The 14801-nt window shown below is 71.9% G+C and carries 12 protein-coding genes; 5 read left to right on the top strand and 7 right to left on the bottom strand.

Features of this window, described 5'->3' with window-relative positions; translation table 11 throughout:
* Positions 1-45 precede the first annotated feature (45 nt).
* Positions 46-957 carry a DUF6397 family protein gene (locus ACZ7L0_RS22915; protein WP_471244368.1) on the top strand — a complete coding sequence of 304 codons (912 nt, stop codon included), beginning with the start codon at positions 46-48 and terminating at the stop codon, positions 955-957.
* 19 nt (positions 958-976) lie between these two features.
* Here the strand turns inward: ACZ7L0_RS22915 and ACZ7L0_RS22910 are convergent, their stop codons facing one another.
* On the bottom strand, positions 977-1843 hold the full coding sequence (locus ACZ7L0_RS22910; protein ID WP_471244367.1) for an acyl-CoA thioesterase: 867 nt from the start codon (positions 1841-1843) through the stop codon (positions 977-979).
* Positions 1844-1862: 19 nt separating this feature from the next.
* Positions 1863-4376: a DEAD/DEAH box helicase gene (locus ACZ7L0_RS22905; protein WP_471244366.1), complete on the bottom strand. Its 2514-nt coding sequence runs from the start codon at positions 4374-4376 to the stop codon at positions 1863-1865.
* 145 nt (positions 4377-4521) lie between these two features.
* Between ACZ7L0_RS22905 and ACZ7L0_RS22900 the strand changes: the two genes are divergently transcribed.
* A complete protein-coding gene (locus ACZ7L0_RS22900) occupies positions 4522-5316 on the top strand; it encodes a metal-dependent hydrolase (RefSeq protein ID WP_471244365.1) in 795 nt (264 codons plus the stop codon).
* Between the two features lie 5 nt (positions 5317-5321).
* Here the strand turns inward: ACZ7L0_RS22900 and ACZ7L0_RS22895 are convergent, their stop codons facing one another.
* The 4 genes from ACZ7L0_RS22895 to ACZ7L0_RS22880 form a co-directional block, all read right to left on the bottom strand.
* On the bottom strand, positions 5322-5624 hold the full coding sequence (locus tag ACZ7L0_RS22895) for a type B 50S ribosomal protein L31 (protein WP_471244364.1): 303 nt from the start codon (positions 5622-5624) through the stop codon (positions 5322-5324).
* 45 nt (positions 5625-5669) lie between these two features.
* Positions 5670-6140 (bottom strand): DUF5709 domain-containing protein, encoded by a 471-nt coding sequence (locus ACZ7L0_RS22890; protein ID WP_471244363.1) that lies wholly within the window; start codon positions 6138-6140, stop codon positions 5670-5672.
* Positions 6141-6440: 300 nt separating this feature from the next.
* On the bottom strand, positions 6441-8222 hold the full coding sequence (locus ACZ7L0_RS22885; RefSeq protein WP_471244362.1) for an ABC transporter ATP-binding protein: 1782 nt from the start codon (positions 8220-8222) through the stop codon (positions 6441-6443).
* Positions 8219-10033 (bottom strand): ABC transporter ATP-binding protein, encoded by a 1815-nt coding sequence (locus ACZ7L0_RS22880; RefSeq protein WP_471244361.1) that lies wholly within the window; start codon positions 10031-10033, stop codon positions 8219-8221. Before ACZ7L0_RS22880 ends, ACZ7L0_RS22885 begins: the two co-directional genes overlap by 4 nt.
* A 218-nt stretch (positions 10034-10251) precedes the next feature.
* Between ACZ7L0_RS22880 and ACZ7L0_RS22875 the strand changes: the two genes are divergently transcribed.
* The 3 genes from ACZ7L0_RS22875 to ACZ7L0_RS22865 all read left to right on the top strand — a co-directional run bounded on the left by ACZ7L0_RS22875 (position 10252) and on the right by ACZ7L0_RS22865 (position 14234).
* Complete coding sequence (locus tag ACZ7L0_RS22875) at positions 10252-10998, top strand: L,D-transpeptidase family protein (RefSeq protein WP_471244360.1); 747 nt, start codon at positions 10252-10254, stop codon at positions 10996-10998.
* Positions 10999-11049: 51 nt separating this feature from the next.
* Entirely contained in the window at positions 11050-12657 is a 1608-nt protein-coding gene (locus tag ACZ7L0_RS22870; RefSeq protein WP_471244359.1) for a peptide-N4-asparagine amidase, read from the top strand.
* 164 nt (positions 12658-12821) lie between these two features.
* A complete protein-coding gene (locus ACZ7L0_RS22865; protein WP_471244358.1) occupies positions 12822-14234 on the top strand; it encodes a cation:dicarboxylate symporter family transporter in 1413 nt (470 codons plus the stop codon).
* Positions 14235-14319: 85 nt separating this feature from the next.
* Here the strand turns inward: ACZ7L0_RS22865 and ACZ7L0_RS22860 are convergent, their stop codons facing one another.
* A complete protein-coding gene (locus tag ACZ7L0_RS22860) occupies positions 14320-14769 on the bottom strand; it encodes a MarR family winged helix-turn-helix transcriptional regulator (RefSeq protein ID WP_471244357.1) in 450 nt (149 codons plus the stop codon).
* Positions 14770-14801: the final 32 nt, after the last annotated feature.

Raw genomic sequence — 14801 nt, 5'->3', positions numbered from 1 at the left:
CGAACGCGGACGGCGTGAGCCACCGACTCCACGGGGGAGACGACCATGTCGGGCGACACCATCACGGCACCACGTCGACTGACCTGCGCACCGAGCCGAGCCGCTCGCGAACTGGGGCTCAGGCGCGGCGAGTTCGACCTCGCCGTACACCTCGGACGGATCCGGACCCTGCCCGACGAGGGAGGCGGCGGTGGCCGCCGCGTCGACCGCGCCGAGATCGAGCGCCTGCGCGCGCAGGACGGATTCCCGGAATCGCTGCGGGACAGTGTCAGGGCCGTGGGCGCCGCGGAGGGCGCGGCCCTCATGCGGGTGCCGGCCGCCAGGTTCATCCGCCTCGCACGCCTCGGCCTGGTGGTGCCGGTGAAGTTTCATCTGAACCGGTACCGAGCCGTCGTCTGGCTCTACCTGGCCGAGGAAGTGCGGCAGTTCGCGACGGAGGAGCACAACTCCTCCCTGCTGACCGGCCGGACCCCCGCGGCGCTGCGCGACCGGCTGAAGCAGGGCATGGATCTGCGGGCCCGCACCTGGCGCCGACGTCACCTCGAATTCCTGCTGCGGCAGGCCGGCGATCCATGGGAACGCGCGGGAGCGATGGCCGCCTTCCTCGAACCCGCGCACATCGCGGACGTCGTGAAGGACCCCTATGAACGTGCCCATCTGAACCGGTTCCGGCCGGGGCCGCCCGCTCACGGCGCCCCGGGTTCGCCCGCCGCCGAGCTCGCCGAGCGGATCATGACGGCGGACGACCCGGACGAGATCGGCCTGCTCCGCGGCGACCTGGCACGGGCCGTCGAGGAAGCACGCGCCCACCGGCCCGCCCCGCGTCCCGCACCGCGCCCTGTCCGGCGCGCTTCGCGGCCGGCCCCGCCCGCACCGGACCCGGCGCCCGAGCCCCGGCCGTCACGCGGACTGCTGGGCTGGCTGCGCCGCAGAAGCCCCCGGCCCGCAGAGCACTGAGCAGCGCGCCGAGCGGTGACTACAGAGCTCTGAACAACCCCTCCTGGACGACCGACACGAGCAGCCGCCCCCGCAGGTCGTAGATCCGCCCGCGAGCCAGCCCACGGCCGCCCGTCGCGATCGGGGACTCCTGGTCGTACAGGAACCACTCGTCCGCGCGGAACGGCCGGTGGAACCACATCGCGTGGTCCAGCGAGGCCATGTCGAAGTTCCGCGGGCCCCACAGCGGTTCGACCGGAATGCGGACCGCGTCCAGGAGCGTCATGTCGCTGGCGTAGGTGAGCGCGCAGGTGTGCACCAGCGGGTCGTCGCCCAGCGGGCCGACCGCGCGCATCCACACCGCGCTGCGCGGCTCGGCGCCCTCGATGTCATCGGCGTTCCAGCGCAGCCGGTCCACGTAACGGATGTCGAAGGGCTGGCGGCGCGCCATCCGCTCCAGCTGTTCGGGCAGTGCGCCCAGGTGCTTGCGGATCTCCTCCGTGACCGTCGGCAGGGATTCCGGGTCCGGCACCTCGCGGGCCGGCGGCAGCTGGTGCTCGAAAGGTCCTTCCTCTGGCTTGTGAAAGGAGGCGGTCAGATTGAAGATCGTGCGGCCCTGCTGCACGGCGGTGACCCGGCGGGTCGTGAACGACCGCCCGTCCCGCACCCGTTCGACCTGGTACACGATCGGCACGCCCGGGCGTCCCGGGCGCAGGAAGTACGCGTGCAGGGAGTGCACCGGGCGGTCGCCGTCCGTGGTGCGCCCGGCGGCGACCAGGGCCTGGCCCGCCACCTGGCCGCCGAAGACCCGCTGGAGGGACTCCTGCGGGCTCAGGCCACGGAAGATGTTGACCTCGATCTGCTCCAGGTCGAGCAGGTCGACGAGCCTCTCGGCGGGATTCGTCATGGGTGGGATGCTCCTGTGCTCACAGCTGGCCGACGTCGGTGACGCGTACGACCGCGCGGCCCTCCGCGTCGGACGCCGTGAGGTCGACCTCCGCGCTGATGCCCCAGTCGTGGTCGTCATTGGGGTCGTCGAAGATCTGGCGGACGCGCCAGAGCCCGTTCTGCGGCTCCTCCTGGATCACCAGCAGCTTGGGGCCGCGGGCGTCGGGACCGGTGCCGAGGTCGTCGTACTCGTCCCAGTACTTGTCCATCGCCTCGCCCCAGGCCTGCGCGTCCCAGCCGGACTCCGCGTCCAGCTCGCCCAGTTCGTCGACCTGGTCGAGGGCGGCGAGCTCCACACGGCGGAACATCGCGTTGCGGACCAGCACCCGGAAGGCACGCGCGTTGGTGGTGACCGGCTTGACCTCGTCGGCCTTCTCCTGGGCCTCCTCGGCGGTCATCTCCTCCGGGTTGGCCAGCTGCTCCCACTCGTCCAGCAGGCTGGAGTCGACCTGGCGGACCATCTCGCCGAGCCACTCGATCAGGTCCTGCAGGTCCTCCGACTTCAGGTCGTCCGGAATCGTGTGGTCCAGGGTCTTGTAGGCGCTGGCGAGGTAGCGCAGCACGATGCCCTCGGTGCGGGCCAGCTCGTAGAAGGACACCAGCTCCGTGAAGGACATCGCCCGTTCGTACATGTCGCGGACGACCGACTTTGGCGACAGCGGGTGGTCGCCGACCCAGGGGTGGCTCTTGCGGTAGGTGTTGTAGGCGTGGAAGAGCAGCTCCTCCAGCGGCTTGGGGTAGGTGACGTCCTGGAGGCGCTCCATGCGCTCCTCGTACTCGACGCCGTCCGCCTTCATCGCGGCCACGGCCTCGCCGCGCGCCTTGTTCTGCTGGGCGACGAGGATCTGCCGCGGATCGTCCAGGGTGGACTCCACGACCGACACCATGTCCAGCGCGTAGGACGGCGACTCCGGGTCCAGCAACTCGAACGAGGCGAGCGCGAAGGTGGACAGCGGCTGGTTGAGCGCGAAGTCCTGCTGGAGATCGACCGTGAGGCGGACGATACGGCCCGTGGCGTCCGGCTCGTCCAGCTTCTCGACGATGCCGCCGTCCAGCAGCGAGCGGTAGATGGCGATCGCCCGCCGGATGTGCCTGAGCTGCTGCTTGCGCGGCTCGTGGTTGTCCTCCAGCAGATGGCGCATCGCCTGGAAGGCGTTGCCGGGCCGGGCGATCACCGACAGCAGCATCGTGTGCGTGACCCGGAACCGGGACGTCAGCGGCTCCGGCTCGGAGCCGATCAGCTTCTCGAAGGTGTTCTCCGTCCACCCGACGAAGCCCTCGGGCGCCTTCTTGCGCACCACCTTGCGGCGCTTCTTCGGGTCGTCGCCCGCCTTGGCGAGCGCCTTCTCGTTCTCGATGACGTGCTCGGGCGCCTGCGCGACCACAAGCCCCGCCGTGTCGAAGCCGGCCCGGCCGGCCCGGCCCGCGATCTGGTGGAACTCACGGGCGCGCAGGGTGCGCACCCGGCTGCCGTCGTACTTGGTCAGGGCCGTGAACAGCACCGTGCGGATGGGCACGTTGACGCCGACGCCCAGGGTGTCCGTGCCGCAGATGACCTTCAGCAGACCGGCCTGCGCCAGCTTCTCCACCAGACGCCGGTACTTGGGCAGCATGCCGGCGTGATGGACGCCGATGCCGTGCCGGACGTACCGGGAGAGGTTGCGGCCGAACTTCGTGGTGAAGCGGAAGTTGCCGATCAGCTCGGCGATCTGGTCCTTCTCCTCGCGCGAGCACATGTTGATGCTCATCAGCGCCTGCGCCCGTTCCACGGCCTGCGCCTGGGTGAAGTGCACGATGTACACCGGCGCCTGCCTCGTCGCCAGCAGGTCGGTGAGCGTCTCGGTGAGCGGGGTGAACTTGTACTCGTAGGAGAGGGGGACCGGGCGGGTCGCCGAGCGGACCACCGAAGTGGGCCGGTTGGTGCGGCGGGTGAGGTCCTTCTCGAAGAAGGAGACGTCGCCGAGCGTGGCCGACATCAGGACGAACTGTGCTTGGGGCAGTTCGAGCAGCGGGATCTGCCAGGCCCAGCCGCGGTCGCCCTCCGCGTAGAAGTGGAACTCGTCCATGACCACCTGGCCGACGTCCGCGTTCCTGCCGTCGCGTAGCGCGATGGAGGCGAGCACCTCGGCGGTGCAGCAGATGACGGGCGCGTCGGCGTTCACAGAGGCGTCGCCGGTGAGCATGCCGACGTTCTCGGTGCCGAAGAGCTTGCACAGCTCGAAGAACTTCTCCGACACCAGCGCCTTGATCGGCGCCGTGTAGAAGGTGACCTCGTCCCGGGCCAGCGCGGCGAAGTGGGCGCCCGCGGCGATCATGGACTTGCCGGAGCCGGTGGGCGTCGACACGATCACGTTCGCACCGGAGACCACCTCGATCAGCGCCTCCTCCTGGTGGGGGTAGAGCGTGAGACCGCGCTCCTGGGCCCACGACTCGAAGGCTTCGTAGAGGGCGTCGGGGTCGGCGGTCGGCGGCAGCTGATCGATGAGGGTCACGCCCCCATCTTGCCTGGCCCCCCGGCCAATGGGGGAATCGGCTGCGGGCAAGAAGATCATGGCCGCTACGCTGTGTCGCCGACGGAGCGTCGACGCACCCGGTCAACTGGACAGCGGCACACGAGGAATAGGGCGGGCAACGGCCATGATGGGACCAGCACACTCACTGTCGGGGGCCGCCGCCTGGCTCGGCGTCGGAGCGGCCGCCGCCGCGGCCGGGCACCCGATGCCCTGGCCGGTTGTCCTGGTCGGTGCGCTGATCTGCGCCGGTGCCGCGCTCGCCCCGGACCTTGACCACAAGGCGGCCACCATCTCACGCGCCTTCGGGCCGCTGTCGCGCTGGCTGTGCGAGATCGTGGACAAGCTGTCGTACGCCGTCTACAAGGCGACCAGGAAGCAGGGCGACCCGCGGCGCTCCGGCGGTCACCGCACGCTGACGCACACCTGGCTGTGGGCGGTCCTGATCGGCGGCGGCTGTTCCGTGGCGGCGATCACCGGGGGCCGCTGGGCGGTGCTGGCGATCCTGTTCGCACACATGGTGCTGGCGATCGAGGGCCTGCTGTGGCGGGCGGCCCGGGGATCCAGCAGCGACGTCCTGGTCTGGCTGCTGGCCGCGACCAGCGCGTGGATCCTCGCGGGCGTCCTGGACAAGCCGGGCAACGGTTCCCACTGGCTGTTCACCGAGCCCGGTCAGCAGTACCTGTGGCTGGGGCTGCCCGTTGTGCTGGGTGCGCTGGTGCACGACATCGGGGACGCGCTGACCGTCTCCGGCTGCCCGATCCTGTGGCCGATCCCCGTGGGCCGCAAGCGCTGGTACCCGCTGGGCCCGCCGAAGGCGATGCGGTTCCGGGCGGGCAGCTGGGTCGAGCTGAAGGTGCTGATGCCGGTGTTCATGCTGCTCGGCGGAGTGGGCTGCGCGGCCGCGCTCAACGTCATCTGACGGGCTCAGGCCGTCTCGCCGCCCCCACCGGAGGCGGGCCCGGGGGAGGCGCCCCCGCCGGAGTCCGCCCCGCCGTAGCGGCGCTCGAAGCGCGCGATGCGCCCCTCGGTGTCGACTGTGCGGGCCTTGCCGGTGTAGAAGGGGTGGCTCTCCGAGGAGATCTCCACGTCGACGACGGGGTACGTCTCTCCGTCGTCCCACTCGATGGTCTGGTCGCTGGTCGCGGTGGACCGGGTCAGGAAGGCGTATCCGGCGGCGCGGTCGCGGAAGACGACGGAGTGGTAGTCGGGGTGCTTGTCCTGCTGCATGGCGGCTCCTGGCGTGGGGCGGTGGGCGGGCAGGCGGCGTGGGCGTCAGCCGTAGGAGGTGTCCTCGTCCACGATGTGCACCGCGGCCTCCTCGGCGGAGGCGGCGGCGCCGTCGATACCGACGTCGGTGGCGACGAGGGCGCTCTCCTCGTCCTCGTGGGCCCCTTCGTCCGGGGCCACCAGGCGGCCGGAGCGCAGGTCGCCGACCTCGTTGTCCAGAGGTTCGCCGTCAGTGCCCTGGCAGTCGCCGATGCCGTCGCCGTCGGGGGCGACGAGGTCGGGCAGCTCCTCGGCGAGGCGCTCGTCCAGGGTCTCGCCCTGCTGGCGCTCGGCCGCCGTCACGCCCGCGTGCTCCACCGCCCACGGCCGCTCGGGAGGGGACCAGCCGCGGTCGAGGGGGTCGTCGACACCGTCGTCGACGAGCGTGTCCTCCGCGTCGAGCAGGCCCGCGTCGTCCTGGATCTCGGATGCATCGGGCTGGTAGACGTCGTCTCCCCATCCGTCGGCGCTGTCCACGGATACCTCCAGGTGCTGGGCAGGGCCCGTCCCCACCGCGGTCGGCGGCGGACCGCCGGGGTGCGGGGCACAGGCGTCACCCGGCGCGAACCGGATGCTTGCCGGGCGTTCCCCGAGCCGGTGCCGGTTTCCAGCCTTCCACCCCTGTTCGGCCCCGCGCAACGGCACGGGGCCTGGCCTGCGTGGAAGCGGGCCCGCCCCGGCCCGCGGACCCCGACCGGCGGGCCCGCGGCCGGGGGCGCGCACCGCACGCGCCGCCCGCCGAGGCTCGCTCCGCCGGCCGGCCCGGGAGCCCTCCGCTCACCCGTGCCAGGACCGCCACAGCGCCGCGTACGCGCCGTCCGCCGCGACCAGCTGGTCGTGGCTGCCCAGCTCGCTGATGCGGCCGTTCTCCACCACGGCGATCACGTCCGCGTCGTGCGCGGTGTGCAGACGGTGGGCGATGGCGACCACCGTGCGGCCGTCCAGGACGCGGGCCAGGGAGCGTTCGAGGTGGCGTGCCGCGCGCGGGTCGAGGAGCGAGGTCGCCTCGTCCAGGACCAGGGTGTGCGGGTCGGCCAGCACCAGCCGGGCCAGCGCGATCTGCTGGGCCTGGGCCGGGGTGAGCGTCAGCCCGCCCGAGCCGACCTCGCTGTCCAGGCCGTCCTCCAGCGCCCGCGCCCACCCGTCGGCGTCGACCGCGACCAGCGCCGTCCACAGCTCGGTATCGGTGGCGTCGGTGCGGGCCAGCAGAAGGTTGTCGCGCAGGGAGCCCACGAACACGTGGTGTTCCTGGTTGACGAGGGCGACGTGCGAGCGGACGCGCTCGGCGGGCATCCGGGAGAGTTCGGCACCGCCCAGCGTGATCCGGCCGTCCCGGGGCGCGTAGATACCGGCGAGCAGCCTGCCCAGCGTGGACTTGCCCGCCCCCGAGGGCCCGACGAGGGCCAGCCGGGTGCCGGGCTCGACCTCCAGCGACACCTGGCGCAGGACGTCGACGCCCTCGCGGTAGCCGAAGTGCACCCGGTCGGCGTGCACGTCCCGTCCGTCGGGGGCCAGCGAGGCGTCACCCGCGTCCGGCTCGATGTCGCGCACGCCGACCAGGCGGGCCAGCGACACCTGGGCGACCTGCACCTCGTCGTACCAGCGCAGGATCAGGTTGACCGGGTCGACGAGCATCTGCGCGATGAGCGCGCCCGTGGTGAGCTGACCCACCCCGATCCAGCCGTGCAGCACGAAGACCCCGCCGACCATGAGGACCGAACCGAGGACCGTCACATGGGTGGCGTTGATCACCGGGAAGAGCACGGACCGCAGCCAGAGGGTGTAGCGCTCCCAGGCCGTCCACTCCTTGATCCGGCGCTCCGACAGGGCGATGCGGCGGTCGCCGAGGCGGTGGGCCTCGACGGTACGGCCGGCGTCCACGGTCTCGGCGAGCGCGGCGGCCACGGCGGCGTATCCGGCGGCCTCGGAGCGGTAGCCGGAGGGCGCCCGCTTGAAGTACCAGCGGCAGCCCGCCACCAGCAGCGGCAGGGCGAGCAGCACGGCGGCCGCCAGCGGCGGCGCGGTGACCACGAGCCCGCCGAGCAGCAGCCCGACCCACACCACACCGATCGCCAGCTGCGGCACCGCCTCGCGCATGGCGTTGGCGAGCCGGTCGATGTCCGTGGTGATGCGCGACAGCAGGTCGCCGGTACCGGCCCGCTCCAGGACGCCGGGCGGCAGCCCGACCGACCGGATGAGGAAGTCCTCGCGCAGGTCGGCCAGCATCCGCTCGCCGAGCATCGCGCCGCGCAGGCGTACTTCGCGTACGAACACGGCCTGCACGACCAGCGCGAGCAGGAACAGCCCGGCGGTCAGGCCCAGATGGAGTTCGCGTGCCTCGTCGGACACCCGCTCCACGAGGCCGCCCAGCAGGTAGGGGCCCGCCATGGAGGCCACCACGGCGGCGGTGTTGACGGCGATCAGGGCCAGGAAGGCACGGCGATGCCGGCGGAACAGCTCGGCCACATAGGCGCGTACCGTCCCGGCGGCACCGACGGGCAGGGTGGTGGCCGTCGTCGGGGCCGCCGGGTCGTACGCCGGGGGCGCGACGCCGATCATGCGCTCTCCTCGATCTCTTCCAGCGCGCCCCGCGGGGCGGTCTCGTCGTCTGCATCCAGGGCCACCGGCACGGCGGCCTCGTCGTCGGTCTCACGGGTCACGACCGCCCGGTACCGGGGCTCGGTGTGCACCAGGTCGCGGTGCACACCGACCGCCACGACCTCGCCGTCGTGCACGAGGACGACCCGGTCCGCGCGGTCCAGGAGCAGTGGCGAGGAGGTGAACACCACCGTCGTGCGGCCGGTCCGCAGCTGCCGTACCCCCTCCGCGATCCGCGCCTCCGTGTGGGAGTCGACGGCGGAGGTCGGCTCGTCCAGGACCAGCACCTCGGGGTCGGTGATCAGGGACCGGGCCAGGGCGAGCCGCTGGCGCTGGCCGCCCGACAAGGAGCGGCCGCGCTCGGTGATGCGGGCGTCCATCGGGTCGGCGGCGTCCAGCGATCCCTGGACGAGGGCGTCCAGGACGTCCCCGCACTGGGCGGCGCCCAGCGCCTCCTCCGCCCGGACCGCGCCGGACGCGGGCACGTCGAGCAGCTCGCGCAGCGAACCGGACAGCAGCACCGGGTCCTTGTCCTGCACCAGGACGGCGGTGCGGGCGCTGTCCAGGGGCAGCTCGTCCAGCGGCACTCCGCCGAGCAGTACCGCCGGACCCGGTTCGGCGGGGTGTCCGCCCAGCCGTTCCGCGAGCCGCCCTGCCGCGTCGGGGTCGCCGCAGACCACGGCGGTCAACCGGCCGGAGGGCGCGAGCAGTCCGGTGGCCGGGTCGTACAGGTCGCCGCCCGGCGTCTCGGCCGCGCGCGAGCCCCCGGCGTCCGTGCCGCGCTCCAGGGACAGCACGCCGGCGGCCCGTTTGGCCGACGGGCGCGAGAAGGAGTACGCCATGGCGATCTCCTCGAAGTGCCGCAGCGGATAGGCGAGGATCATCACCGAGCTGTAGGCGGTGACCAGTTCGCCGACGCTGATCCGGCCCTGGCGGGCCAGGTGGACACCGTGCCAGACCACCGCGATGAGCAGCAGCCCGGGCAGCAGTACCTGGATCGCGGCGATCAGGGACCACATCCGGGCGCTGCGCACGGCCGCGCGCCGTACCTCCTGGGAGGCGCTGCGGTAGCGGTCGAGGAAGAGTTCCTCGCCGCCGATGCCGCGCAGTACGCGCAGCCCGGCGACGGTGTCCGAGGCGAGTTCGGTGGCCCGGCCCGCCTTCTCGCGCTGGACGTCGGCGCGCCGGGTCGCCCGGGGCAGCAGCGGCAGCACGGCGAGCGCCACCACGGGCAGGCCCACCGCGACGATCACGCCGAGGGCCGGCTGGTACACGAGGAGGCCGACGCAGACCACGACCACCGCCAGCGCGGCGGCCGTGAAGCGCGAGACGGCCTCGACGAACCAGCCGACCTTCTCCACGTCGCCCGTCGAGACGGCCACCACCTCGCCGGCCGCGACCCGCCGGGTCAGTGCCGAGCCCAGTTGGGCGGCCTTGCGGGCCAGCAGCTGCTGGACGCGGGCGGCCGCCGTGATCCAGTTGGTGATGGCGGCCCGGTGCAGGAAGGTGTCGCCGACGGCGATACCCGTACCGCACGCCAGCATCAGCGCACCCGTCAGGGCGAGCCGGGTGCCGGAGCGGTCGATGACGGCCTGGACGGCGAGTCCGACGCAGAAGGGCAGCGCGGAGACGGAGACGAAGTGCAGCAGGCCCCAGGCCAGCGACTTGATCTGCCCGCCCAGTTGGTTCCGCCACAGCCACCACAGGAATCTGGGGCCCGAACGCGTGTCGGGCACGCCCGGGTCGGGATACGGAAGGTCTTGGATCTGCATGACGTATGACGTCCCAGTGGCTCGTGTCAGGGAGGGGAGGCGGCAGCAAACCGTGAAAGGTTCGCGTCGCACCGTGGTCAATAGCAAGCGGTTTTCCCCGGGGGCGTACAGATCCGGCTGTGCCGTGGCGAGCCTTCTCCCGGTCCGTTGTTCACCGGCTCGGGTGTGATGTCCGGAACATCGCGCGCCGGGTCGGTGGGGGGTGCCACGATGGCCCGGTGCGGATGAACGGCGTGCGGCGGAAGACGGTCGCGGTGGCGGCCCTCGGAACCTTCCTGACGGCCCTGTCCGCGTGCGGCTCGACGGGAGCGGACGGTTCCCGGACCGTCGGCGGTCCCGGGGCCACCGGCCGGTCCGGGCAGAGCCGTTCCGCCACCTCCGACCCGACCCGCGTCCCGGGCGTCGGCGACCGGCTGCACGGGCGGATTCCCGCCGACTCCGGCCAGCTGGTGGCCGTCTACGGCCGCGGCAAGGACTCGGCCGACTCCACGCTGGTGCTGTACACCAGGCACGGCAGCGCCTGGGAGCGCACCCGCGGTTGGCCGGCGCACAACGGCAAGAAGGGCTGGACCACCGACCACCAGATGGGTGACCAGCGCAGCCCGGTCGGGGTGTACACGCTCTCCGACGCCGGCGGCGTGCTCGGGGACCCGGGCGCCCGGCTGCCGTACACGCGGGACGAGTCGTTCGCGGCTCCCCGCGCGTGGGACGAGTCGCACTGGCACGACTTCGACTACGTCATCGCCATCGACTACAACCGCGTCAGGGGCACCCCGCCGAACGACCCGACCCGGCCCGAGGGCCAGGAGAAGGGCGGTGGGATCTGGCTGCACATGGACCACGGCAGCGGCACGTCGGCCTGTGTGAGTGTCTCGAAGGAGGCCATGGAGTACCTGCTGCGCACCCTTGACCCGGACCGGCACCCTGTCATCGTCATGGGGGACAGGGCGGATCTGAGAGCCTGATCCGCCGAGGCGCCGTTGCGGGGAGACCCGACTCCCCGTAGAACACCGGCCATGAGAAGCCGGATAGTCATGTCCATGCTCGCAGGGGCGACCCTTCTGGCGAGCACGCTCCTGGGGGCGGCTCCCGCCCACTCCGCCGACGTCCCCGCCGAGTTCGGCTCCGACTGGCACGACCCGGTGACCGCCGCCCCGCCCGTCACCAGGCCGCACACCAAGTCCTGCCAAGTGACCCTCGCCGAGGCGCAGTTCCGGGACTTCACTCCGTACAAGGGCACCTACACGCCCCCGCGGGGGTGCGGCGACCGCTGGAGCAAGGTCGTGCTGCGTCTGGACGGCAAGGTGAAGGGCCGCCAGTTCGACCGGCTCGGCCGGCTCCACGTGGGCGGCGTCGAGGTGCTGCGCACGTCGACGCCGGAGCCGTCCCCCGACGGCATCGCGTGGTCGGTGGAGAAGGACGTCACCCGCTACAGCGCCACCTTCCGCGACACACAGGACGTCGAGATGCTCATCGGGAACGTCGTCGACGACACCTACACCGGCGTCATCGACGTCAAGGTCACCCTGACCTTCTATGCGGGCCGCCCCGCGCCGGACACCCCAGACCGCGTCCTCACCCCCACCGACACGGCCGCCGGCACGACCCTCACCACCCCGCGCAACAGCGAACGCCTCGTCGCCGAGGTGTACGCCACCGGATCCGGCGGCGGCTGCGAGGAGTTCTGGTACCTGGCCGCACCCGACCCGGCCCCCTACTCCTGCAAGGCCGCCGACGGGCCCTACCGCGAGGTGCAGGTCAAGGTCGACGGCCAACTGGCCGGCATCGCCGCGCCGTTCCCGAACGTATGGACCGGCGGCTGGTCCAACCCCTTCCTCTGGTACGTCGTCCCGGGCCCGCGCGCCTTCGACGTGACGCCGATCGAGTACGACCTGACCCCCTACGCGGGGATCCTCAACGACGGCCGTCCGCACCGCGTCGAGGTCTCCGTGCTCGGCGTCCCCGAAGGACAGACCGGCTGGAGCACCGGCGTGAACGTCCTGGTCTGGCAGGACGCGGGACGGGCACACGTCACCGGCGGACTCACCGTGCACAAGGCCGGGGACCTCACCGACTCCGCGACCTACACACCCGGTTCGGAGCACCGCGTGGACACCCGGGCCGGTCACCGGCTGACCGTGGCCGGATACCTCGACACCTCGCACGGCCGCGTGACGACCACCGTCAGGCGGACACTCGCCACCACCTCGGCCCATCGGTGGACCGACGGTGAGACGACCGACGGCCTCGACGCCACCTGGACGGACGACGAGTCGGTCACGGTCGACGGACGCGGACCCGCGCGGACGACGCGCACCCACCGGATGTACACGATGAACGGCACCACGACCATCGGTGCCGACGACCGGCTGCGCACCGTCCTCACACTGGGAGACCGGGCGGCGGTCGTCGAGACGCGCGCGGGCCGGCGCACCGCGTGGTCGAGGCTCGACGACACCTACACCGGCGACGCCGCCTACACCCTCAACGTGCCCCGCGACCAGCGTCACGCGGTCGGTACGACGAGCGAGCGCTACCGGCTGTACGGCTCGGCCGGCTGCCACGACCGTTCGCTGACGACGGTGCAGGGGGTGATCACCGAGGACAACAGCCGCTGCCGCTGAGGGAGACAGGCGATGCGTCGCTCGGGACGGATTTACACGTGCGCAACACGGGGGTCTCGCAGGGGTTCCCTGAACCCCCCAGAGTGAATGATTACGGAATCAATTTTCCGCATCGCGGAAGTCCTGCGCGGCTTCCGGATGTGAACGTCCCCCTAGGAGTGTCCGTGCCGCAGTCCGTACCGTCCCTGCCGCGACGCGTCGCACGCATCCTGCGTACCTCCCTCTTCGCGCAGGTCGCCTGCGCACTCGTGCTCGGCATCGTCGTCGGAAAGCTGTGGCCGGACTCGGCCACGGCTTTCCAGCCGCTCGGCGACGGTTTCGTGCGCCTGATCAAGGCGGTCATCTCACCGCTGGTGTTCTGCGTGGTGGTCCTCGGCATCGCCAAGGCCGGTGATCTGAAGGCCTTCGGGCGGATCGGGCTCAAGGCCCTGATCTGGTTCGAGGTCGCGTCCACGGCAGCGCTGCTCCTCGGCGTGCTCGCCGCCAACCTCGTCGGGCCCGGCTCCGGCATGCACATCGACGCCTCCAAGCTCGACGCCTCGGCCCTCGACCAGCAGACCCAGGGCGGCGTGCTGCCGTCGACCACGGAGTTCGTCCTCAACGCCCTGCCCACCAGTTTCGTCGGGGCCTTCGCCGACAACGCCCTGCTCCAAGTCCTCGTACTGGCCTGCCTGGTGGGAGCCGCGCTGCTGCACCTCGGCCACACCAGGGTGCCCAAGGTGCTGCCCGCGATCGAGCAGGCCCAGGAGGTCGTCTTCGCCGTCGTCGGCTTCGTCATGCGGCTCGCCCCGCTCGCCGTGTTCGGCGCGATGGTCCATCTCGTGGGCCAGTACGGCCTCGGCATGATCAGGACCTACGGCAAGCTCATCGTCCTGTGCTACGCCGTCGCCGCGCTGTTCCTCGTCCTGCTCGCCGTGGCGCTCAGGATGGTGAGCGGGCTGAGCCTGTGGAAGTTCGTGCGCTACACCCGCGAGGAACTGCTGCTGGCGCTGGGCACCGCCTCCAGTGAGTCCGTGATGCCGCGCATGATGCAGAAGCTGCGGCAGGCGGGCTGCCGGGACGACGCCGTGGGCCTCGTGCTGCCCACCGGCTACTCCTTCAACCTCGACGGCGCCTCCATCTACCTCTCCATCGGCACCCTGTTCATCGCCCAGGCGGTGGGCGTCGACCTGAGCCTCGGCCAGCAGATCACGGTCGTCGCGGTGCTGATGCTGACCAGCAAGGGCATGGCGGGCGTACCCGGTTCGGCCTTCCTCGCGCTGTCCGCGACCGCGAGCTCCCTCGGTGTCATTCCGGCCGGAGCCGTCGCCCTGCTGCTCGGCGTGGACCGCATCATGGACTCGATGCGCGTCACCACCAACCTGCTCGGCAACTGCGTCGCCGTCTTCGCGGTGTCCCGCTGGGAGGGTGCGCTGGACGCCGAGCGGGCGAAGAAGGTGCTGGACGGCGAGATCGCCGTCGTACCGGATGCGGGCGCTGTGGAGGCAGCCGTCCCGGAGGCCCGGGAGCCCTCCCTGGCGCAGATTCCCGCCCAGCCCGCCCAGTCCGCCGGACAACCGTCCCCCGAGGCAGGCTGACCCGCCCCGGACGCACAGCGGCTCCCCCTCCGGCGGCACGGAGGGGGAGCCGCTGCCTTGTCACCGGCGTGCTGCCGCGAGAGGTTCAGCAGCGCTTGGCGGTATCCCCGTCGATCAGGCTGTCCAGCAGCCCGCCGAGCACCTCGCGCTGTTCGTCCGTGAGCGGCGCGAGGATCTCCTTCGCCGCCGCCCGGCGCGCGCCGCGCAGTTCCCCCAGCGCCTTGCGCCCCTCGTCCGTCAGCTCGATCCGGGTCACCCGCCGGTTCGTCGGGTCCGGCGCCCGGCGCACCCTGCCGCTCGCCTCCAGTCCGTCGACCAGGGTGGTCACCGCGCGCGGCACCACCTCCAGGCGCTCGGCGAGGTCGGCCATGCGCGGCGGTGAGCCGTAGTGCGCGAGGGTGCGCAGCAGCCGGGACTGGGCCGGGGTGATACCCAGGTCGCGCTGTTCCAGGTGGCGCTTCTGGATGCGGTGCACCCGGCGGGTGAGCCGCAGCAACTGCTCGGCGAGCAGGCCCTCGGGGTCGGGGGTGGTCATGCGGGAACAATATCAGGATGTAGTTCATTGTG

Source organism: Streptomyces sp. NPDC039424 (assembly GCF_055639495.1).
Note: the sequence above shows the minus strand (reverse complement) of the source record. Positions and strands in the feature narration are given on the sequence as shown.

Excerpts from the sequence above, each read along its gene's own strand:
- ACZ7L0_RS22915 (WP_471244368.1), top strand. The coding sequence starts at position 46 with ATGTCGGGCGACACCATCACGGCACCACGTCGACTGACCTGCGCACCG.
- ACZ7L0_RS22910 (WP_471244367.1), bottom strand. The coding sequence starts at position 1,843 with ATGACGAATCCCGCCGAGAGGCTCGTCGACCTGCTCGACCTGGAGCAG.
- ACZ7L0_RS22900 (WP_471244365.1), top strand. The coding sequence starts at position 4,522 with ATGATGGGACCAGCACACTCACTGTCGGGGGCCGCCGCCTGGCTCGGC.
- ACZ7L0_RS22895 (WP_471244364.1), bottom strand. The coding sequence starts at position 5,624 with ATGCAGCAGGACAAGCACCCCGACTACCACTCCGTCGTCTTCCGCGAC.
- ACZ7L0_RS22885 (WP_471244362.1), bottom strand. The coding sequence starts at position 8,222 with ATGATCGGCGTCGCGCCCCCGGCGTACGACCCGGCGGCCCCGACGACG.
- ACZ7L0_RS22880 (WP_471244361.1), bottom strand. The coding sequence starts at position 10,033 with ATGCAGATCCAAGACCTTCCGTATCCCGACCCGGGCGTGCCCGACACG.
- ACZ7L0_RS22870 (WP_471244359.1), top strand. The coding sequence starts at position 11,050 with ATGAGAAGCCGGATAGTCATGTCCATGCTCGCAGGGGCGACCCTTCTG.
- ACZ7L0_RS22860 (WP_471244357.1), bottom strand. The coding sequence starts at position 14,769 with ATGACCACCCCCGACCCCGAGGGCCTGCTCGCCGAGCAGTTGCTGCGG.